The 19621-nt window shown below is 66.0% G+C and carries 19 protein-coding genes; 14 read left to right on the forward strand and 5 right to left on the reverse strand.

What is annotated here, in order from left to right; all coding sequences use genetic code 11:
- The 3 genes from leuD to leuC are packed head-to-tail and all read right to left on the reverse strand — an operon-like array spanning nt 1 to nt 2851.
- Nucleotides 1–606 (reverse strand): 3-isopropylmalate dehydratase small subunit, encoded by a 606-nt coding sequence (leuD, locus tag ACOHX0_RS00745; RefSeq protein WP_420674704.1) that lies wholly within the window; start codon nt 604–606, stop codon nt 1–3.
- Entirely contained in the window at nt 606–1433 is an 828-nt protein-coding gene (locus ACOHX0_RS00750; RefSeq protein ID WP_420674705.1) for a glycosyltransferase family 32 protein, read from the reverse strand. Before ACOHX0_RS00750 ends, leuD begins: the two co-directional genes overlap by 1 nt.
- A 14-nt stretch (nt 1434–1447) precedes the next feature.
- Complete coding sequence (gene leuC / locus ACOHX0_RS00755) at nt 1448–2851, reverse strand: 3-isopropylmalate dehydratase large subunit (protein ID WP_420674706.1); 1404 nt, start codon at nt 2849–2851, stop codon at nt 1448–1450.
- Between the two features lie 289 nt (nt 2852–3140).
- Here leuC and ACOHX0_RS00760 point away from each other — a divergent pair, with 289 nt between their 5' ends.
- From ACOHX0_RS00760 to rlmH, 3 genes are all read left to right on the forward strand, one after another.
- Nucleotides 3141–4505 (forward strand): mechanosensitive ion channel family protein, encoded by a 1365-nt coding sequence (locus ACOHX0_RS00760; RefSeq protein ID WP_420674707.1) that lies wholly within the window; start codon nt 3141–3143, stop codon nt 4503–4505.
- A 164-nt stretch (nt 4506–4669) separates the two neighbouring features.
- Complete coding sequence (gene rsfS, locus ACOHX0_RS00765; protein WP_420674708.1) at nt 4670–5038, forward strand: ribosome silencing factor; 369 nt, start codon at nt 4670–4672, stop codon at nt 5036–5038.
- Between the two features lie 168 nt (nt 5039–5206).
- A complete protein-coding gene (gene rlmH, locus ACOHX0_RS00770) occupies nt 5207–5677 on the forward strand; it encodes a 23S rRNA (pseudouridine(1915)-N(3))-methyltransferase RlmH (protein WP_420674709.1) in 471 nt (156 codons plus the stop codon).
- A 54-nt stretch (nt 5678–5731) separates the two neighbouring features.
- On the opposite strand, the gene ACOHX0_RS00775 is transcribed toward rlmH, so the two are convergent.
- Nucleotides 5732–6475, reverse strand: a complete 744-nt coding sequence (locus tag ACOHX0_RS00775; protein WP_420674710.1) for a DUF599 domain-containing protein — start codon at nt 6473–6475, stop codon at nt 5732–5734.
- 80 nt (nt 6476–6555) lie between these two features.
- Between ACOHX0_RS00775 and ACOHX0_RS00780 the strand changes: the two genes are divergently transcribed.
- From ACOHX0_RS00780 to ACOHX0_RS00805, 6 genes are all read left to right on the forward strand, one after another.
- Nucleotides 6556–8004, forward strand: coding sequence for an FAD-linked oxidase C-terminal domain-containing protein (locus ACOHX0_RS00780; protein ID WP_420674711.1), 1449 nt, complete (start codon nt 6556–6558; stop codon nt 8002–8004).
- 64 nt (nt 8005–8068) lie between these two features.
- Nucleotides 8069–9172 carry an FAD-binding protein gene (locus ACOHX0_RS00785; protein WP_420674712.1) on the forward strand — a complete coding sequence of 368 codons (1104 nt, stop codon included), beginning with the start codon at nt 8069–8071 and terminating at the stop codon, nt 9170–9172.
- 3 nt (nt 9173–9175) lie between these two features.
- Complete coding sequence (gene glcF / locus ACOHX0_RS00790) at nt 9176–10498, forward strand: glycolate oxidase subunit GlcF (protein ID WP_420674713.1); 1323 nt, start codon at nt 9176–9178, stop codon at nt 10496–10498.
- Between the two features lie 210 nt (nt 10499–10708).
- Entirely contained in the window at nt 10709–11503 is a 795-nt protein-coding gene (locus ACOHX0_RS00795) for a trypsin-like serine peptidase (RefSeq protein ID WP_420674902.1), read from the forward strand.
- A 133-nt stretch (nt 11504–11636) separates the two neighbouring features.
- Nucleotides 11637–12101, forward strand: a complete 465-nt coding sequence (locus tag ACOHX0_RS00800; RefSeq protein WP_420674714.1) for an Hsp20 family protein — start codon at nt 11637–11639, stop codon at nt 12099–12101.
- A 183-nt stretch (nt 12102–12284) separates the two neighbouring features.
- Nucleotides 12285–12506 (forward strand): hypothetical protein, encoded by a 222-nt coding sequence (locus ACOHX0_RS00805; RefSeq protein ID WP_420674715.1) that lies wholly within the window; start codon nt 12285–12287, stop codon nt 12504–12506.
- 51 nt (nt 12507–12557) lie between these two features.
- Here the strand turns inward: ACOHX0_RS00805 and ACOHX0_RS00810 are convergent, their stop codons facing one another.
- Nucleotides 12558–14030 carry an NAD-dependent succinate-semialdehyde dehydrogenase gene (locus ACOHX0_RS00810; protein WP_420674716.1) on the reverse strand — a complete coding sequence of 491 codons (1473 nt, stop codon included), beginning with the start codon at nt 14028–14030 and terminating at the stop codon, nt 12558–12560.
- A 166-nt stretch (nt 14031–14196) separates the two neighbouring features.
- Between ACOHX0_RS00810 and ACOHX0_RS00815 the strand changes: the two genes are divergently transcribed.
- The 5 genes from ACOHX0_RS00815 to ACOHX0_RS00835 all read left to right on the forward strand — a co-directional run bounded on the left by ACOHX0_RS00815 (nt 14197) and on the right by ACOHX0_RS00835 (nt 19516).
- Nucleotides 14197–14982, forward strand: coding sequence for an alpha/beta hydrolase (locus tag ACOHX0_RS00815; protein WP_420674717.1), 786 nt, complete (start codon nt 14197–14199; stop codon nt 14980–14982).
- A gap of 332 nt (nt 14983–15314) precedes the next feature.
- On the forward strand, nt 15315–16523 hold the full coding sequence (locus ACOHX0_RS00820; RefSeq protein WP_420674718.1) for an aminopeptidase P family protein: 1209 nt from the start codon (nt 15315–15317) through the stop codon (nt 16521–16523).
- A 324-nt stretch (nt 16524–16847) separates the two neighbouring features.
- On the forward strand, nt 16848–17588 hold the full coding sequence (gene pssA, locus ACOHX0_RS00825; RefSeq protein WP_420674719.1) for a CDP-diacylglycerol--serine O-phosphatidyltransferase: 741 nt from the start codon (nt 16848–16850) through the stop codon (nt 17586–17588).
- A 24-nt stretch (nt 17589–17612) separates the two neighbouring features.
- A complete protein-coding gene (locus ACOHX0_RS00830) occupies nt 17613–18236 on the forward strand; it encodes a class I SAM-dependent methyltransferase (protein WP_420674720.1) in 624 nt (207 codons plus the stop codon).
- A gap of 197 nt (nt 18237–18433) precedes the next feature.
- Nucleotides 18434–19516 carry a coiled-coil domain-containing protein gene (locus ACOHX0_RS00835; RefSeq protein WP_420674721.1) on the forward strand — a complete coding sequence of 361 codons (1083 nt, stop codon included), beginning with the start codon at nt 18434–18436 and terminating at the stop codon, nt 19514–19516.
- The last annotated feature ends 105 nt before the right edge of the window (nt 19517–19621 follow it).

Genomic DNA, 19621 nt, shown 5'->3' on the forward strand with positions numbered 1-19621 from the left:
TCAGACCCAGGGGCGTTCCTGCGCCAGCTTGTCCTCGTAGGACTTGATGGCGGGCGCTTTTTCCAGCGTCAGGCCAATATCGTCGAGCCCGTTCAGCAGGCAATGCTTCTTGAAGGCATCGACCTCGAACGGGATCGCGATGCCGTCCGAAGTGGTGATCTCCTGCGCCTCCAGATCCACGGTCATGCGCGCGTTGGCGCCTTTTTCCGCGTCGCTCATCAGCATGTCGACCTGTTCCTGCGGCAGGACGATCGGCAGGATGCCGTTCTTGAAGCAGTTGTTGAAGAAGATATCGGCAAAGGAGGTGGAGATCACGCATTTGATCCCGAAATCCTTGATCGCCCAGGGCGCATGCTCGCGCGAGGAGCCGCAGCCGAAGTTGTCGCCCGCCACCAGGATCTCGGTGTTGCGGTACTGCGGCTTGTTGAGCACGAAATCGGGGATTTCGGAGCCGTCGCGGTTATAGCGCATCTCGTCGAACAGGTTGACGCCGAATCCGGTGCGCTGAATGGACTTCAGGAACACCTTGGGGATGATCATGTCGGTGTCGATATTGACGAGCGGCATGGGCGCTGCGATGCCCTGCAGTTTGGTGAACTTTTCCATTACTCGTTTCCTTGTTTCTGGTGCTTCAAACCGCTGAGATCAAATCCGATCTCCTCCGCAAAGCGGGCGATGAAGCTGTTGTTTTCGGGCCGGTGCGTCTTGTGGTAGCGCCGCACCATCGAGGCATAGAGGTGGATGGCCAGCGTGTTCTCCGTGATCCAGCCGTCCTCCCGGCAGTGGCCGCTGAAGAAGACGTCGGTCAGCACGCCGCGGATCGGGTAGAACACATCCGGCTTGCGCAGGTGCTCCGCCTCTCCGGTCATTTTCAGCGTGTGCTCCAGCGCCCGGGGCCCCAGCGAGGGCCGCTGCAACTCGAAGGCCTTCAGCAGCCGCTGGCCGGGTGCGGCCGTGCGCACCTCTTTTTGGATCTGCTGGCCAAGCCAGGGCGGCACCCACTCGGGGTCCTCGAACCAGTCCAGCAACTGGTTCAGGGTGCCCGAGTGCTTCGGCAGCCGCAGCACCGCGCCATTGACCGACCGCGTCGGCTCATAGCCCGCGTGATACGCCGCATCCGGCAGCGGCCGGTAGCAGAGCATGTCGGTGTCGACCCAGATCATGTCCGTCTGTTTCAGCAGGTAAAGCCGGAACAGATCGGACAGCATCGAGGCCGGCGCCTCGCCGTGCCCTGCGGCGGCGGCGTCCCAGATTTCCGCCGCCGGGCAGGTGCGGACACCTGCCGGCACCGGCGGCGGGGCAGGTTGCGTATGGAACAGCACCACCTCGTGGCCGCGCTGCACGAAACTGGCCAGGGACAGTTCGTGCAGCCAGTTGAGGCGGTCGCCGATCCACAGGCTTGCCACCGCGGGAAGGGAAGGGCTGGACGGCATGGGTGCCCCTCGGCTCAGATCAGCTCACGCACGTCCGTCAGCCGCCCGGTCAGCGCGGCAGCGGCGGCCATCGCCGGGCTCACCAGATGGGTGCGGCCCTTGTAGCCCTGTCGGCCCTCGAAGTTGCGGTTCGAGGTGGCCGCGCAGCGTTCGCCCGGGGCCAGCTGGTCGGGGTTCATCGCGAGGCACATGGAGCAGCCCGCAAGCCGCCATTCGAAGCCGGCTTCCTCAAAGATCTCGGCCAGGCCCTCTTCCTCGGCCTGAGCGCGCACCAAGCCCGAGCCCGGCACGATCATGGCGCGCAGGCCCTCCTTGATCTTCTTGCCCTTCACCACATCGGCGACGGCACGCAGGTCCTCGATCCGGCCGTTGGTGCAGGAGCCGATGAACACCGTGTCGATTTCGATGTCGGTGAGCTTCTGGCCCGGGGTCAGCCCCATGTACTCGATCGAACGGCGGGCCGCTTCGACCTTGCCGCCGGAGAAGTCCTCGGGGAAGGGCACGGTGCCGGTGATCGGCAGCACGTCCTCGGGCGAAGTGCCCCAAGTCACGACGGGCTGGATGTCCTCGCCCTTCAGGGTGACCACCTTGTCGAAATGCGCGCCCTCATCAGTGTAGAGCGTCTTCCACCAGTTCAGCGCGGCCTCCCACTGGGCACCCTTCGGGGCGTGCGGACGGCCTTTGACATATTCATAGGTGGTTTCGTCCGGCGCAATCAGCCCGGCGCGGGCACCGCCTTCGATTGCCATGTTGCAGACGGTCATGCGGCCTTCCATCGACAGATCGCGGATCGCTTCGCCGCAGTATTCGATGACATAGCCAGTGCCGCCGGCGGTGCCGGTCTCGCCGATCACGGCCAGGGTGATGTCCTTGGCGGTGACGCCCGGCTTCAGCTTGCCGGTGATCTCCACCTTCATGTTCCTGGACTTCTTCTGGATCAGCGTCTGGGTGGCCAGAACATGCTCCACCTCGGAGGTGCCGATGCCATGCGCCAGCGCGCCGAAGGCGCCGTGGGTGGCGGTGTGACTGTCGCCGCAAACCACGGTCATGCCGGGCAGCGTCCAGCCCTGTTCGGGGCCGACGATATGCACGATGCCCTGGCGGACGTCATCCACCGGGTAGTAATGCACGCCGAACTCCTTGGCGTTCTTGTCGAGCGCCTCCACCTGGATGCGGCTTTCCTCGTTCTCGATGCCCTTGGCGCGGTCGAGCGTGGTGGGCACGTTGTGATCCGGCACCGCGATGGTCTTGTCGGGCGCATGCACGCCGCGGCCTGCCATGCGCAGGCCTTCGAAGGCCTGCGGGCTGGTCACCTCATGGACCAGGTGGCGGTCGATATAGAGCAGGCAGGTGCCATCCTCTGCTTCATGCGCAACATGCGCATCCCAGATCTTGTCATAGAGTGTCTTGGGGGACATGGGTCCTCTCCCGTGATGTATTGGGGTATGCTGGCGAAAGGCTGGGCATCCGCCTTATAGGCGGGCCAGGACCGTGCGGGCGGCGCCAAAGAACCGCTCGCGCAGGCGGGCGCGGTCTTGCAGTTCGATTTTCTGGGCCAATACGGGGGTCATGGGGCTGGGATACATCCGCCGCGGCCCGCAATCAAGATTCCAATCAAGATTCGTTGGCGCATTGCAGGGGCTTGGCCGATGCCGCCCCTTGCCCGCAGGTGGCGGGCATCGCATCCTGCGGGCAGGAGGGTCTTGAATGGACAGTGAAATCCTGCCGAACGGTGTTTTGCCCGAACCAGTGCAGAGCAGCCTGGAGGGGGCGCTGGCCTGGGTGTCGAACCTGGCCACAATTTACCTGATGCCGGGCTGGCGGCTCTACCAGCTGTTGATCGTGCTGGCGCTGGTGGCCGCGGCCTGGGCCCTGAAATTCGCCGCCGAGCCGCCGCTGGACCGCTGGGCCCGCTCGCGCGAGGGCTGGCCGAAGTGGCGGCTGCGGCTTCTGGTGCAGGTTCTGCGGCGGCTGCCGCTGGTGATCTTCGTGGTCCTGTCCTGGTCCACCTTCCTGATCATGCGCGAAGTGACCTGGCCCTCGCGCAGCTACCTGATCGGAGTGGCGGCCACCCTGGCCACCGCCTGGCTGGTGATCGCCTTTCTCGCGCGGCTGGTGCAGAACCCGGCGCTGCGCAAGCTCTTCACCTGGGCAATGTGGATCTACGCCACGCTGGTTGCGCTCAATCTCGACGATGACGCGGCGCGGATCCTCGACCGCATCGCGCTGGACATCGGCGCTGTGCACCTGTCGCTCCTGATGGTGCTGAAGGCGCTGGTGCTGGCGGCGGCGCTGCTGGCGCTGGCACGGATCGGCTCCAACGCCGCTGCCGGGGGGCTGCGCAGCAACGAGGATATCTCGCCCTCGATGCAGGTGCTGCTGGGCAAGGCGGTGCAGGTGCTGTTCTACAGCCTTGCCGTGGTGATCACCATCCGCACCATCGGCTTCGACCTCACCGGGCTTGCGGTCTTGTCCGGTGCCATCGGCGTCGGCATCGGCTTCGGCTTGCAGAAGGTGGTCTCCAACCTTGTGTCCGGCATCATCATCCTGATGGACCGCTCGATCAAACCCGGTGACGTGATCTCCCTGGGGGAAACCTTCGGCTGGATCAACGCGCTGGGCGCGCGCTATGTCTCGGTGGTCACGCGGGACGGCAAGGAATACCTGATCCCGAACGAGGATTTCATCACCAGCGAGGTGGTGAACTGGTCGCATTCGGACCGCTACGTGCGGCTCGATCTGAACTTCGGCACCAGCTATGGCGACGATCCGCACCGGGTGCGCGCGGTCGCCATCACTGCGGCGAAATCCTCCAGCCGGGTGCTGGCCGGGCCGGGCCGCGATCCGGTTTGCCATATCACCGGCTTCGGCGACAGCAGCGTCGACTACGTGCTGCGGTTCTGGATCAGCGACCCCACCGGCGGGCTCACCAACATCCGCGGCAACGTCTACCTGGCGCTCTGGGACGCCTTCCAGGCCGAGGGCATCTCCATCCCCTTCCCGCAGCGCGAGGTGCGGCTGCTGGACGGCACGCAGCCTGCGCGGGTTGCGCCCGGCGGCCAGGAGGTATAAGGGCGCGGGCTTGCGGCAGCGCGGCGTTCATTGAAAATGCACACCGGGCTTGCTACATTTGAACTATCCCCAGCGCCGGGGGACGGACGGCGCGCAGCAAGGAGGACAATGTCCTGTCGTTCGAACCTCACGCGGCTGATGCCGCTGTCAGCGGGGCAGCCGTGATGGCCGCCCGCACCCAGCCCTCCAGCGAGAAGCTGCTGGAGCGTATCCTCTCCTCTCTCAGCGATGACAAGGCCGAAGACGTCGTGCAGATCGATCTGCGCGGCAAGACCTCGATCGGTGACTACATGGTGCTGGCCTCCGGCCGCTCCACCCGCCAGGTCGCGGCCATGGCCGAAAAGCTGACCGACCGGCTCAAGCAGGAGTACGGGCTGGTCAGCAAGGTCGAGGGCAAGGACACCGGCGATTGGGTGCTGATCGATACCGGCGACGTGGTCGTCCATATCTTCCGGCCCGAAGTGCGCGAGTTCTACCAGCTCGAGAAGATGTGGATGCCCGCAGGCGGCACCCCCGCTCCGGCGGAGAGCTGAACCCCCGCCCGGGATGCGCCCGGGCCGGGCTGCCCGCTGCCGGGATGATCCCGCCCGGGAGGGCGCCGGTTTGTATCCGGGCCTGTGTCCGGGTGCGAGTCCGGCCCCGTGCCCCGGAGTTTGTCCCGGCCCGTGCCGCGGCGCGGGCCCGCCAGCCTTGGAATTGCCATGCGCCTGCATATCTGCGCGGTCGGCCGCTTGCGCGCCGGACCGGAAAAGACGCTGATCGACGATTACCTCACCCGTTTTGACCGCACCGGCCGCGCTCTCGGTCTGGGGCCTGCGCGGGTGGTCGAGGTCGAGGACAAGAAGAACGCGGGGATGGCGGCCGAGGCCGCACTCCTGCGCAAGGCGCTGCCCAAGGGCGCGGTGATCTGCACGCTCGACGAGCGCGGCAAGGTGATCGCCTCCCCCGCCTTTGCCGAAAAGCTCGCAGGCTGGCGCGACACCGGCCGGCAGGATCTCGCGCTGATCATCGGCGGCGCTGACGGGATCGACCCGGGCCTGAGGGCGGAGGCCGATTTCTCTCTTTCTTTCGGCAAGATGGTCTGGCCGCACATGCTGGTGCGGCTGATGCTGGCCGAACAGGTCTACCGCGCCGCGACGATTCTTGCGGGCAGCCCTTACCACCGGGTTTGACGGCGCGCGGGACTGGAATTGCGCCTCCGGCGCAGGCCTCCGGCGGGGATATTTTCAGCCAGAAGAAGCGGCCGGTTTCACGGGGGCCTCGCCGCTGCTTTCCGGCGGCACCCGCATCAGGATCCTGCGCGACTGCGAAGCGAACTCGCGCCGGTAGAGCACCGCCAGGGTGATCAGCGCCGCCGCCCCCAGCGCCACCGGCCCGGCGAGCCAGGCCACTGCCGCCAGCGCAAAATAAGTCGACCGCATGCCGCGGTTGAAACTGCGCGCCGCGGTGATGCTGATCTCCGCCGCCTGTTCCGCGCGCTCGTAGGCCAAGGCATGGGTGCGGTCATTGGGCACGGCCGCCATCAGCACCGAGCAATAGCCGAAAAGCCGGTGCGCCCAGACGTATTTCAGGAAGGAATTGCTCAAGAGCAGCATCACCAGGAGCAGCTTCACCTCCAGCACGAAGGCGGGCACTTTGTTCTGGATCAGATCCTCCGCCACCCCTGCCAGCGGATCGGTATTGCCGATCAGCGCCAGCCCGCCGCCAATCGCGATCATAGACGCCGAGGCAAAGAAGGCGGTGCCCTGGCGCAGGTTGCCCACCAGCTGCGCGTCGAAGATGCGCGGGTCGCGCTCCACCATGCGCCGCATCCAGTCGCGGCGGAAATCCGCCATCAGGAAGGAGACCGACAGCCGCCCGCGCGGCGGATTCTCGATTCGCCAGCCAATCCACATCCAGCCGCCCAGCAGCAGGGCAAGCGCCGCGGCGTCGAGGGATGAGAACAGGGCAAGGCGGTCGGTCCATATCATGGAGCCACCCTAGCGCGGCAATCTGGCGCTTGCCAGACGGGCAGAATTGGTAATATTATTTTACCGGATTGGAGATCCCCATGCAGATGCCAGCCCCCGTGCCCGCCATCCTCGCCCGCAAGCCCGCCCTCGCCGCGCGGCTTGCCAAGGTGCTGCCCGCCGACGCGCTGATCACCGAGGAGGCGGAGACCCGCGCCTATGAATGCGACGCGCTCACCGCCTACCGCTGCCCGCCGATGCTGGTGGTGCTGCCGCGCAGCACCCGCGAAGTGGCAGATGTGCTTCGGATCTGCTTTGAGGAAGGCGTGCCGGTGGTGCCGCGCGGGGCCGGGACCTCGCTTGCGGGCGGCGCGCTGCCCACCGCCGACTGCGTGTTGCTGGGGGTGGCCCGGATGAACCAGGTGCTGGAGACCGATTACCCGAACCGCGCGATCCGGGTGCAGGCGGGCCGCACCAATCTGTCGGTCACGGGTGCCGTGGCCGACGAGGGCTTCTTCTACGCCCCTGACCCCTCCTCGCAGCTCGCCTGCGCCATCGCCGGAAATATCGCGATGAACTCGGGCGGGGCGCATTGCCTGAAATACGGCGTCACCACCAACAACCTTCTCGGCGTCACCATGGTGATGATGGACGGCACCGTGGTGGAGATCGGCGGCGCGCATCTGGACGCGGGCGGGCTTGACCTGCTCGGCGTGATTTGCGGCAGCGAGGGGCAGCTCGGCGTGGTGACCGAGGCCACCCTGCGCATCCTGCCCCAGCCCGAGGGCGCGCGCCCGGTGCTCATCGCCTTTGACAGTGCCGAGGCCGCGGGCGCTTGCGTGTCGGACATCATCAAGGCGGGCGTTCTGCCGGTGGCGATCGAATACATGGACCGCCCCTGCATTGAAGCCTGCGAGGCATTTGCCAAGGCGGGCTATCCGCTCTGCGAGGCGCTGCTGATCGTCGAGGTCGAGGGCAGCGAGGCGGAGATCGCGCATCAGCTGGGCCTGATCACCGGGATCGCCCGCGCCCACGATCCGCTGGAGCTGCGCGAGGCCGCCGATGCGGACGAGGCCGCGCGGATCTGGCTGGGACGAAAGTCCGCCTTTGGCGCCATGGGGCAGATCAATGACTACATGTGCCTCGACGGCACCATACCGGTCTCGGCGCTGCCGTATGTGCTGCGCCGCGTCGGCGAGATGAGCCAGGAGTTCGGCCTGCAGGTGGCGAACGTGTTCCACGCGGGCGACGGCAACATGCATCCGCTGATTCTGTTCGACGCCAACAAGCCCGGTGATCTGGAGACCTGCGAGGAATTCGGCGCCGCGATCCTGAAGCTCTGCGTCGAGGCGGGCGGCTGCCTCACCGGCGAGCACGGGGTGGGGATCGAGAAACGCGACCTGATGCTGGAGCAATACAGGGTTGAAGATCTGGAGGCGCAGCTGCGGGTCAAAGACGTGTTCGACCCCAAGTGGCTGCTGAACCCGGCCAAGGTGTTCCCGCTTTCGGTGACTGAGGAGCGCCGGAACGTGGCGCTGGCGGCGGAGTGACCGGCCCTGATCCCATGGGGGCTTTGCCCCCAAACCCCCAGAGTATTTCGGGCAAGATGACATGATGATACCTGATAGTGAGGCCGCGCTGGCCGAGATGATCGCCGGGGCGGAGGGGCCGCTCTGCATCCAGGGCGGCGGCAGCCGCGGGCTGGAGGCCGAGGGCACGCTGCTCAGTTGCCGCGGGCTTTCCGGGGTGACGCTGTACGAGCCCGGCGCGCTGACGCTGGTGGTGCAGGCGGGCACCCCGGTGGCGGAAGTGGAAGGGCTTTTGGCGGCAGAAAATCAGCGTCTGGCGTTTGAGCCGATGGATCATCGCGGCCTTACCGGCAGCGCGGGCGAGCCGACCATCGGCGGGGTGTTTGCTGCCAATGTCTCGGGGCCGCGGCGCATCCAGGCGGGTGCTGCGCGGGACTTCCTGCTGGGGGTGCGCTTTGTCGATGGCAGCGGCCAGACCGTGCGCAACGGCGGCCGGGTAATGAAGAACGTTACCGGCTATGACCTGGTGAAGCTGATTTGCGGCGCACATGGCACACTCGGCGTGCTGAGCGAGGTGGCGCTGAAGGTGCTTCCCGAGGCCGAGGCCGCGGCCACGGTGCGCCTGCCGAACCTGGGGCTGGAGGCCGCGGTGCAGGCAATGTCGGCGGCGCTTGGCGCGCCTTACGACGTGAGCGGTGCCGCCTACGACCCCGAAAGCTTCCATGTGCATCTGCGCCTCGAGGGCTTTGCCGCCTCGGTGACGGAGCGCAGCCGGAAGCTCGCGCAGCTGCTCGCGCCCTTCGGCGCGGCGGAGATCGTGGAGGGCGAAGACAGTCTTTCGCTGTGGCGCGGCATCCGCGATGTGTCGGCCTTCCGCGGCCGGCAGGGCGATGTCTGGCGGATCTCGGTGAAGCCCGGCGATGCGGTGCAGCTGGCGCCGCGGCTCGAGGCAGAGGCCCTGCAATTTGACTGGGGCGGCGGGCTGATCTGGGCGCTGATGCCGGAAGGCACCGACCTGCGCCCGCGCCTCACCGTGCCGGGTCATGCCACGTTGGTGCGGGCAGCCCGCGAAACCCGCACACGGCTTGGCGTGTTCCAGCCGCAGCCCGGGCCCCTTGCCGCGCTTTCGGAAGGGCTGCGCCGCCAGTTCGACCCGAGAGGCATCCTCAACCCGGGCCTGATGGGGTAGCACATGCAGACCAATTTCACCGAAGAACAGCTGCAGGACCCGAAGATACAGCGCGCCAACGAGATCCTGAGGGCTTGCGTCCACTGCGGTTTCTGCACCGCCACCTGCCCGACTTACCAGGTTCTCGGCGACGAGCTCGACAGCCCGCGCGGCCGCATCTATCTGATCAAGGACATGCTGGAAAACGAGCGGGTGCCGGATGCGAAGACGGTAAAGCACATCGACCGCTGCCTCAGCTGCCTTGCCTGCATGACCACCTGTCCGTCGGGTGTGCACTACATGCACCTCGTCGATCAGGCCCGCGCCTATATCGAGAAACACTACGACCGCCCGTGGAGCGACCGCGCCCTGCGCTGGCTCTTGTCGCGCATCCTGCCATACCCGGGCCGCTTCCGTCTCGCGCTGTTCGGGGCGCGGCTGGCCAAGCCCTTCAAGGGGCTGCTGCCGGATGCGCGGCTCAGAGCGATGCTCGACATGGCGCCGCGCCACATCCCGCCAGTGAGCCGCAATGACGACCCGCAGAGCTTTGCGCCCGAAGCCCCGCGCCGCAAGCGGGTGGCGCTGATGACCGGCTGCGCGCAGAAGGCGCTCAACACCGATATCAACGATGCCACCATCCGCCTCTTGACCCGGCTCGGCTGCGAGGTGGTGGTGGCCAAGGGCGCGGGCTGCTGCGGCGCGCTCACCCACCACATGGGACGCGAAGCGGAGAGCCACGCCACCGCGGCAAAGAACATCCGCGCCTGGGTGGCGGAGATGGACGGGCAGGGGCTCGATGCCATCGTGATCAACACCTCGGGCTGCGGCACCACGGTGAAGGACTACGGCCACATGTTCCGCCACGAGCCGCTGGCCGGAGACGCGGCGCGCGTCTCAAACCTGGCCATGGATATTTCCGAGCTGCTGATGCAGCTGGAGCTGCCCGCGGGCGAGGACAAGAGACTCACCGTGGCTTATCACGCCGCCTGCTCGCTGCAGCATGGCCAGCAGATCAAGACCCGCCCCAAGACGCTCCTGAAGCGCGCGGGATTCACCGTGGTGGAGCCCGCCGACAGTCATCTCTGCTGTGGTTCCGCGGGCACCTACAACCTGCTGCAGCCGGAAATCTCGGCCGAGCTGAAGGCGCGCAAGGTCAGGACGCTTGAGGCGAAACAGCCTGACCTGATCGCGGCGGGCAACATCGGCTGCATGATGCAGATCGGCTCCGGCACCATGCTGCCTATCGTGCACACGGTGGAGCTGCTGGACTGGGCCACAGGCGGCCCCAAGCCCCCGGCCCTGAGCGCAGACCCCGCCCGCGCGCCGGAACTGCCGCGCCTGCGCTGAAGCCCGGCCCCGGGTCCTCCCGTCCGCAATCCTACACACAGCCCCGTAAAATGATTTTGCGGGGCTGCTTCTGCCTGCGGCTTGCCGTAATTTTGCCGGACGTGAGCAGTAATCTCCCGCAATCACAGGCGCGCCGGCCGCAGCTGGCAGGAGCTGAGCGGACAAGAGGAGAGGCACTTGAGGCATTGGAGACCGGCGTTTGTTTCGGCGCTGCTGGCGGCGCTGCTGCCGCTTGCCGCCACGGCTGAGAACAGCCGCCTGCAACGGCTCGACACCACCGACGCGGGGCGCCAGTGGGAGGCCGTCGGGCGGCTCGACGTCAATGGCGCAGGCTATTGCACCGGCGCGCTGATCGCGCCCGACCTGGTGCTGACCGCCGCGCACTGCCTGTTCGACAGCCGCAGCGGCGACCCGATCGAGCCGCAGACCATCGAATTCCTCGCAGGCTGGCGCAACGGCCGCGCCTCCGCCTACCGCAGCGTGCGCCGGGCCGTGGTGCATCCCGCCTACAACTTCGGTGGCGAAATTTCGACCGGCCGGGTGCGCAACGACATCGCCCTGTTGCAGCTGCAACGGCCGATCCGAAACACCACGGTGGTGCCCTTCGCCACCGACACCCGGCCCCGCAAGGGCGCCCGCATCGGCGTGGTCTCCTATGCCCACGACCGGTCGGAGGCGCCCTCGCTGCAGGAAGTCTGCAACGTGGTGGCGCGCCAGCAGGGGGTTCTGGTGATGTCCTGCGATGTGGATTTCGGCTCCTCCGGCGCGCCGGTCTTCTCGTTTGAGGGCGGCACACCGCGGATCGTCTCGGTGGTCTCCGCAAAGGCCGAGGCCGATGGCCGGAGGGTCTCGCTCGGGGCGTCGCTGGCGGAGGATCTGGCGCTTCTGCAGGCGCAGCTCACCGGCGTGCCGAGCGGCGGCCGCCTGCCGCCCGGCGTGGGCCGCGTCCGGGTGGGTGAGGGGCGTGGCAGCACCGGCGCCAAATTCCTCCGCCCCGGCGGCTGAGACCTCTTGAACTGCTTCCTTCCGTGCCTATCTCTGCGGTGTCCGGGCCGCCTGTCACAGGGGCCCGGGGATTACCCAGCCTGTCCCGAAGGGGAAGGCGCAACCGCAAATCGCTCATGAATGAGGATGACCCATGCGTACCTTTGATTTTGCACCGCTGAACCGTGCAACCATCGGCTTTGACCAGATTGCCGACCTGATGGACCGGGCACTGAGTGCCGATGTCGCGCAGTCCAGCTACCCGCCCTACAACATCGAGAAGACCGACGCCGACAGCTACCGCATTTCCATTGCCGTGGCCGGTTTCGACGAGTCCGACCTGAGTGTCGAGGTCCGCGAAAACGCGCTGATTGTTGCCGCCAAGAAGGCAGGCGAGGAAGACGAGCGCAGCTATCTGCACCGCGGCATCGCCACCCGCGCCTTCGAGCGCCGCTTCACCCTGGCCGACCACGTCCGCGTGACCGGCGCCAGCCATGAGAACGGCATGCTGCACATCGATCTGAAGCGCGAAGTGCCGGAAGCGCTGAAGCCGCGCCGGATCGAGATTGCCTCGGCCAAGCCGAAGCACCAGGAACTGGAAGCCAAGCCGGTCAACTGATCCGGCAGCCCTTCTGACATGTGTTTCGCGTGAAACAGCCCCCCGGTGCCGCCGGGGGGCTTTGTGCATCCGGCCGCCACCGGCGCATCTCCCCACGCGCGGGGCCAAGCCGGAAGCAGCCACTTTCTGACCCCAAATACCCCCGCCGGAGGCACCGGTCTTTCCCGTGGGAAAGGCCGGATATTGCTGTTCTTCGCGCGGGACAAGGCCGAAGGCCGCCGCGCATCGAGGGCCACGCCCCCACGCGGCGGCGATTTTGCTGCCGCGAAGCCGTTCCTCGATAGTTCGTACGGGTTTGGCCGGGATAAACTGCCAATAACCACCGTCCGGATCGCCCCCGCGCGCGCCGGAGACGCGCGGCTTCTGGCAGTGGCGGCGAGCGTCGATCCAGCATCGCTCAAATGAAAAAAGCCGCGGTGCGGAACCGCGGCCTTTCGTACTTCTGTGGTGTGCGGATCAAACCGCCATGCAGATGTACTTCATCTCCAGATAGTCCTCGATGCCGTGGTGGCTGCCTTCGCGGCCCAGGCCCGACTGCTTGACACCGCCAAAAGGTGCGACCTCGGTGGAGATGATGCCGGTGTTCACCCCGACGATCCCGTATTCCAGTGCCTCGGCCACCTTGTAGACCCGGCTCAGATCCTTGGCATAGAAGTAGGAGGCAAGCCCGAAGATGGTGTCATTCGCCATTGCGATCACCTCGTCCTCGTCCCCGAACTTGAACAGCGGCGCGAGGGGGCCGAAGGTCTCCTCATTGGCAAAGGCCATGTCCTGCGTGGCGCCGGTCACCACGGTCGGCTGGAAGAATGTGCCGCCGAGCTCGGACGGGTTGCCGCCCAGGATCACGCTGCCGCCCTTGGACGTGGCGTCGGCGATGTGCTCCTCGACCTTCTCCACCGCGTCCTTGCTGATCAGCGGGCCGAAATCGGTGCCCTCCTTCAGCCCGTCGCCCACCTTCAACTTCTCAAGCGCCGCTTTCAGCTTCTCCGCAAAGGCGTCATAGACGCCCGCCTGCACATAGATCCGGTTGGCGCAGACGCAGGTCTGGCCGTTGTTGCGGAACTTGCACATGATCGCGCCTTCGACCGCGGCATCCAGATCGGCATCGTCGAACACGATGAAAGGCGCGTTGCCGCCCAGCTCCATCGAGCATTTCATCACCTGTTCCGACGCCTGTTTCAACAGGATGCGCCCGACTTCAGTGGAGCCTGTGAAGGTCAGCTTGCGCACCGCCGGGTTCTCGCAGAACTCCTTGCCCACCTCGGAGGAGCGCGACGACGGCACTACGCTGAACACGCCGGCGGGAATGCCCGCGCGCTCCGCCAGCACCGCCAGCACGATGGCCGACAGCGGGGTTTCCGCCGCGGGGCGCGCAACGAAGGAACAGCCCGCCGCCAGCGCCGGGCCGGCCTTGCGGGTGATCATCGCGTTGGGGAAATTCCACGGCGTGATCGAGGCCGCAACCCCGATCGGCTGCTTGATCACGGTGATGCGCTTGTCGCGCTGATGGCCGGGGATCGTCTCGCCGTAGATGCGCTTGGCCTCCTCGGCGAAGAACTCCACGAAGGCGGCGCCATAGGCGACTTCGCCGCGCGACTCGGCTAGCGGCTTGCCCATCTCGGCGGTCAGGATCACTGCCAGGTCTTCCTGGTTCTCCATCATCAGGTCGAACCACTTGCGCATCACCTGGGCGCGCTCCTTGCCGGTCCATTTGGCCCAGTCCTTCTGCGCCGTCTCGGCCTGGGCGATGGCGCCGGCCACCTGCGCACGGCTCACGTCGGCAACTTTGGCGATCACGTCGCCGCGGGCCGGGTTGGTGACGTCGAAGGTGCCTTCGCCTTCGGTGAACTTGCCGCCGATATAGGCGCGCGTCTCCAGCAGGCTGGGGTCTTTCAGAAGCGATTTCAGGTCTGTGGTATCGTCAAGCATCGCGGGCCTCCCTCGGTGACATTGTGAATGCAAAGCAGCTGTCCCTGCATATGTCCAGCAGGAAGCATGAGTCCACAATATGATCAAATTTCAGGTGGAGAAAATTGACATCGCCCGTGCGACACTGTCTGCTAGCGGCAAAACAGAACGAATGGGGAGACCGGGCATGGAACTGGACGACGCCTACGCCAATGGCGCCTATATTGCGGACGCCGGCAAATACCCGCCGCGCTGGGCCGCCTCGGCCGAGGATTTCCGCAACAGCCTGCACGACCGCGCCCGGCTGGACATTCCCTATGGCGAGAGCCCGCGGCAGTGCTTTGATCTGTTCCTGCCCGAGGACACGCCCAAGGGGTTGTTCATCTTCGTGCATGGCGGCTACTGGCTGGCCTTCGACAAGAGCTCCTCGTCGCACTTGGCGCGCGGCGCGATGGCGCATGGCTGGGCGGTTGCGATGCCGTCCTACGATCTCTGCCCCGAGGTGCGGATTGCCGATATCACCCGTCAGATCACCGCGGCGGTGACCCGGATCGCCGAAGAGGTCGAGGGCCCGATTGCGCTCGCGGGCCATTCCGCGGGCGGCCACCTGGTGGCGCGGATGCTGGACAAGACGCTCCTGCCGGCCAGCGTGGGGGAGCGCATCCGGGCGGTGATCCCGATCTCGCCGCTCGCGGACCTGCGGCCCTTGCTGCGCACCACGATGAACCAGAAGTTCAAGATGGACTCCGCCGCTGCCATCGCAGAAAGCCCGGTGGAAATGACAGAGCGTTACCCGGCCGAAGTTACCGTGTGGGTCGGCGGCGAGGAGCGCCCGGCGTTCCTGGATCAGGCGATCTGGCTGGTCGAGGCCTGGGACGCCGCGCATGTGATCGCCTTCGGCAAGCATCATTTCAACGTGATCGACCCGCTTGCCGACCCGGAAAGCGACCTGGTGGCGCTGATCGTGAACTAGCCTGGGGGGCGATGTGGTTCGTCCCGGTCAGTCCCGCGCGAATGGCAGCATTGACCGGTCTTTCCCTGGGGAAAGACCGGTGCCTCCGGCGGGGGTATTTTAGGTCAGAAGGTGGACGCTGCCGGTTTGGTGCCCGGCCAGGGCGCGTTCCTTGGAAGCATGCGGCGCCAGCCGGCAAGAATCCCTCTTGTCAGAACCCCGGTTCCAGCGCATTCTTCCGCCCGGACCCAGGCGATGGCGTCGCCGCATGGGGGGCAGCTCCCACGGGGTCCGCATTTCAACATTCCGTCCTGTACGCCGGGACCTTTCTTGAGACAGAGGAAGGATCCAGCATGACTGCACGTCCTGACATGTACCGCTTTCACAACGGCGAAAAAGCGCCGCTGCAATTTGCCGTCTCCGAATACGAGACGCGCCTCAAGGGCCTGCGCGAGATCATGGCCCGCGAAGGGGTAGAGGCCGCGGTCTTCACCTCGATGCACAACATCTCCTACTACTCGGGCTTCACCTACTGCGCCTTTGGCCGCCCCTACGGGCTGGTGGTGACGGAAACCGAGGCGGTGACCATCAGCGCAGGCATCGACGCGGGCCAGCCCTGGCGGCGGTCGTTCTGCGACAACATCACCTACACCGACTGGCAGCGCGACAATTTCTGGCGCGCAGTGGCCTCGGTCGCGGGCGATGGCGCCGCGGCGGGGTATGAAAGCGACCACCTGACGCTGCTGCAGAAGGAAAAGCTGGAGGCGTTCCTGCAACCCTCCCGTCTCATCGACCTTTACGAGCCCACAATGCGCCAGCGCATGCACAAGTCGCCCGCCGAGATCGAGCTGATCCGCGCCGGAGCCGCAGTGGCCGACGTGGGCGGCTACGCCATCCGCGACGCCATCAAGGAGGGCGTGCGCGAGATCGACGTGGCGATGGCGGGCCGCGACGCGATGGAGCTGGAGATCGCCAAGCGCTTTCCGGATGCCGAATACCGCGACACCTGGGTCTGGTTCCAGTCCGGCATCAACACCGATGGCGCCCACAACCCGGTGACCGGCCGCCGCCTCCAGCGCGGCGATATCCTGTCGCTCAACACCTTCCCGATGATCTCCGGCTATTACACCGCGTTGGAGCGGACCCTGTTCGTGGGCGAGGCGGACCCGGCCTCGCTGGCGGTCTGGGAGGCCAATGTGGCAGCGCATGAATACGGCATCTCGCTCTTGCAGCCGGGGGCGAACTGCGCGGAAATCACTCACAAGATCAACGCCTTCTTCGAAGAGCGCGGCCTGCTGCAATACCGCACCTTCGGCTATGGCCATTCCTTCGGGGTGCTGTCGCACTACTATGGCCGCGAAGCGGGGCTGGAGCTGCGCGAGGATATCGGCACCGTGCTGGAGCCGGGCATGGTGATCTCGATGGAGCCGATGCTGACCATCGCCGAGGGCAACCCCGGCGCGGGCGGCTACCGCGAGCACGATATCCTGGTGATCCAGGAGGACGGCAACGAAAACATCACCAAATACCCCTACGGGCCCGGTTTCAACATCGTCGGCTGAGCCATTGGCCGGGCGGGGGCACTCCCGCCCGCTCCGGGCCGCCCTGCCGGGCGGCCCTTCACCGTTGGGCCGCGCAGCGCGCACGCGCGCTGCGCCACCGCGCCGCCGCCAGCGGGGCGCGCGGCAGCCGGGCGCCTGTCCGCCCCTTGCGGCGGCATGCCCCTTGCGCTTGGGCACAAACCTTTTATGACTTGAGGCCAAAGCTTGCCGGACTGGGCAGGCGAAACCGGGCAGGCGAACGGCCGCCAAGCCGTGCCTGCTCCGCGGCAGCAGGCCGCGGCCGCCGAAGCCAGAGCAGCAGCCAGGAAGGACCCCGCCAGCGCCATGTACGAAGCCCCGGAAAAGAAGAAGGCCGAGTTCGCCCTGATCCAGCTTTTGCCGAACATGATGACCATCGGCGCGATCTGTGCGGGCCTGTCGGCGATCCGTTTCGGGGTGCATGGCAGCTACACGCTGGCGGTGCTTCTGATCCTGGCGGCGGCGATCCTGGACGGGCTTGACGGCCGTCTGGCCCGCGCGCTCGGCAGCGACAGCAAAATGGGCGCAGAACTGGACTCGCTCGCCGACTTCCTGAATTTCGGCGTCGCCGCGCCGCTGGTGGTCTATTTCTGGGCGCTGCAGGACACCCGCAGCGCGGGCTGGATCTCGGTGCTGGTGTTCTCGGTCTGCTGCGTGGTGCGGCTGGCGCGCTTCAATGTCTCCGCCAAATCGGACGAGCCTGCCCCGCGCAGCGGCTTCTTCACCGGCATCCCTTCGCCCGCGGGGGCGCTTCTGGCGATGCTGCCGATGTTTGTCTCTTTCGCTTTTGGCGACGGCCCGGTGATCCCGGATCTGCTGATCTCACTGCATATGGTGGTGATTGGCCTGCTGATGATCAGCCGGATCCCGACCTGGTCGCCGAAGGCGCTGAAGATTTCGCGCGAGAACGTAAAATATTTCCTGGTCGGCTTCGCCTTTGCAGGGGCGGCTGTGCTGACCTACGCCTGGACCACCCTGGTGGTGCTGTGCCTGGCGTATGCGGTGATGGTAATCTGGGGGCTGATCGCAAAATCGCCCGGCAGGTAGAAGGTAAAGAGCAGGGGGGAAACCTTGGATATCAAAGCGGTTGAATCGTCATACGCGCGCTGGGCGCCGGTCTATGACCGGACCTTTGGGGCGGTGACCAATGCAGGAAGGCGGCGCGCGGCCGGCTACATGAACGCACATGAGGGGCGGGTGCTGGAGGTCGGCGTCGGCACCGGCCTTTCCCTGCCGAATTATGCGCCGCACCTGCAGGTGACAGGCATCGACTTCAGCCACGAGATGCTGGCCAAGGCCCGCCGCAAGGTAGCGGAGCTGGAGCTCACGCAGGTGGCGGAGCTGCGCCAGATGGATGCCCGCCAGCTCGACTTCCCGGACAATTCCTTCGACATTGTCGCCGCGATGCATGTGCTCTCCGTGGTGCCCGACCCGGAGCAGGTGATGCAGGAGATCGCGCGGGTGCTGAAACCCGGCGGCAAGGTTGTGATCACCAATCATTTCCGGCGCGAGGACGGGGTCATGGCCTCGATCGAGAAGCTCTCGGCGCCGCTCGCCAACGTGATCGGCTGGCATTCCGACTTTGCGCTGGAAACCGTTCTGCAGGAGGAGCGGCTCAGCATCGAGGTGCAGGAAAGCCTGCCGCCTTTCGGGCTGATGACCTTCCTGGTGCTGGAAAAGGCGCAGTCCATGTAGGCCCAGGCCAAACAGGGACATCAAGGCCCGCGCCATGCAGCTGCGGGCGGGCGCGCATGCCGCGCCCGCTTTCCTTTCCGCGGCAGCTCTGCAACAGTGAAACCGAAGGCGGCGCAATTACCGCGCCCCGGGGGATGTAAAAGGATTTTACATCCCCATATCGGTGAAAGCTATTTGCTAGGGAGGGAGCTGCCGGGATGAGCCGTTCGCAATTTGACCGCATGGTGGAAGACAGCCAGGAAAAGGTCCGCGACTCGCAGGCCAGGATCGAGGCGCTGACGACCCGCATCGAGAGTGCCCGCGCCAAGATGGACGCGGGCGAGGACGCCGCCATCGACATCGAGAACGCCACGCTTGACGATGTGCACGCCCACACCGAGGTGATGAACGCCAATATCGCCGAGCTGATCATGGGGCTCGACGATGTGACGGCGGCGTTTTCCCGGGACTTCGACGAGATGCGCAACAAGACCGGCTGGGAGAGCTTTGTCGGCTTCTTCAGCAAGGGCAAATCGGACTCGCTGCGCCAGGAACGGATCCGCACCGCCAATATCGACGACAAGCTGCAGGACCTGATCGCCAAGTCGGACGTGATCGTGCAGCTGCTGGAAGATCAGCTCGCCACGCTCGAAGAGCAGCGCGAGCGGGTGCAGGACAACCTCACCGCCACGCTCGATGACCGCGAGTTCACCGTGCAGGAGCTGGAAGGCCTGCGCCGCGATATCACCAAGCTCGATCCCGAGATCATCGCGCTGGAGAACAAGATCGCGGTGGAACAGGACGCCGCCGCCCGCACCAAGCTGGAAACCGAACTCGCGGAGCTCAACACCAGATACAACGCGATGGTGCAGGAGGAGCAGGTCAAGCTCGCCAAGTCCCAGACGCTGGAACGCTACATCGAAAAGGGCAAGACCTGGGTGGACAGCTTGCAGAACCAGGCGGCGACGCAGATGGTGCTGATCAACAAGCTGAAGACCGACACCGCCCAGCGGGTGGTGCTTTATGATGCGCTCACCAAGTCGCTGAAGACCGCGCAGCAGCAGGACGTGGCGCATAGGATCAACGAGATCGGCGTGGCGACCGACAAGGAAGCCCAGACAGCCATGGCCGCGATCGGCACCGCCACCAACCAGAAGATGGCCGACATGCTGGAAGCCCACGAGGGCCAGATGGTCTTTGCCCGCGACGTGCTGGAGAAGAAGGCCAAGGCCGACGAACGCTTCGCCCGGCGGTTCGCGGCGATTGTCGAGAAGCACGACAAGAACCTCTATGGGGGGTGAGGGTGCACGTTTCTGCTAAGCGAGCATTTTTGCTGGGCGCGGGACTGCTAAGCTGGCCTATTCTCACGATATTCCTTTCTGAGCTGCTGTTCGCGCAAGGCCGTG

Origin of the sequence: Cribrihabitans pelagius, from assembly GCF_048820915.1 — a bacterium.
In the GTDB taxonomy this organism is placed as follows: domain Bacteria; phylum Pseudomonadota; class Alphaproteobacteria; order Rhodobacterales; family Rhodobacteraceae; genus Cribrihabitans_A; species Cribrihabitans_A pelagius.

Excerpts from the sequence above, each read along its gene's own strand:
- leuD (WP_420674704.1), bottom strand. The coding sequence starts at position 606 with ATGGAAAAGTTCACCAAACTGCAGGGCATCGCAGCGCCCATGCCGCTC.
- ACOHX0_RS00750 (WP_420674705.1), bottom strand. The coding sequence starts at position 1,433 with ATGCCGTCCAGCCCTTCCCTTCCCGCGGTGGCAAGCCTGTGGATCGGC.
- leuC (WP_420674706.1), bottom strand. The coding sequence starts at position 2,851 with ATGTCCCCCAAGACACTCTATGACAAGATCTGGGATGCGCATGTTGCG.
- ACOHX0_RS00760 (WP_420674707.1), top strand. The coding sequence starts at position 3,141 with ATGGACAGTGAAATCCTGCCGAACGGTGTTTTGCCCGAACCAGTGCAG.
- rsfS (WP_420674708.1), top strand. The coding sequence starts at position 4,670 with ATGGCCGCCCGCACCCAGCCCTCCAGCGAGAAGCTGCTGGAGCGTATC.
- rlmH (WP_420674709.1), top strand. The coding sequence starts at position 5,207 with ATGCGCCTGCATATCTGCGCGGTCGGCCGCTTGCGCGCCGGACCGGAA.
- ACOHX0_RS00775 (WP_420674710.1), bottom strand. The coding sequence starts at position 6,475 with ATGATATGGACCGACCGCCTTGCCCTGTTCTCATCCCTCGACGCCGCG.
- ACOHX0_RS00780 (WP_420674711.1), top strand. The coding sequence starts at position 6,556 with ATGCAGATGCCAGCCCCCGTGCCCGCCATCCTCGCCCGCAAGCCCGCC.
- ACOHX0_RS00785 (WP_420674712.1), top strand. The coding sequence starts at position 8,069 with ATGATACCTGATAGTGAGGCCGCGCTGGCCGAGATGATCGCCGGGGCG.
- glcF (WP_420674713.1), top strand. The coding sequence starts at position 9,176 with ATGCAGACCAATTTCACCGAAGAACAGCTGCAGGACCCGAAGATACAG.
- ACOHX0_RS00800 (WP_420674714.1), top strand. The coding sequence starts at position 11,637 with ATGCGTACCTTTGATTTTGCACCGCTGAACCGTGCAACCATCGGCTTT.
- ACOHX0_RS00810 (WP_420674716.1), bottom strand. The coding sequence starts at position 14,030 with ATGCTTGACGATACCACAGACCTGAAATCGCTTCTGAAAGACCCCAGC.
- ACOHX0_RS00815 (WP_420674717.1), top strand. The coding sequence starts at position 14,197 with ATGGAACTGGACGACGCCTACGCCAATGGCGCCTATATTGCGGACGCC.
- ACOHX0_RS00820 (WP_420674718.1), top strand. The coding sequence starts at position 15,315 with ATGACTGCACGTCCTGACATGTACCGCTTTCACAACGGCGAAAAAGCG.
- pssA (WP_420674719.1), top strand. The coding sequence starts at position 16,848 with ATGTACGAAGCCCCGGAAAAGAAGAAGGCCGAGTTCGCCCTGATCCAG.
- ACOHX0_RS00835 (WP_420674721.1), top strand. The coding sequence starts at position 18,434 with ATGAGCCGTTCGCAATTTGACCGCATGGTGGAAGACAGCCAGGAAAAG.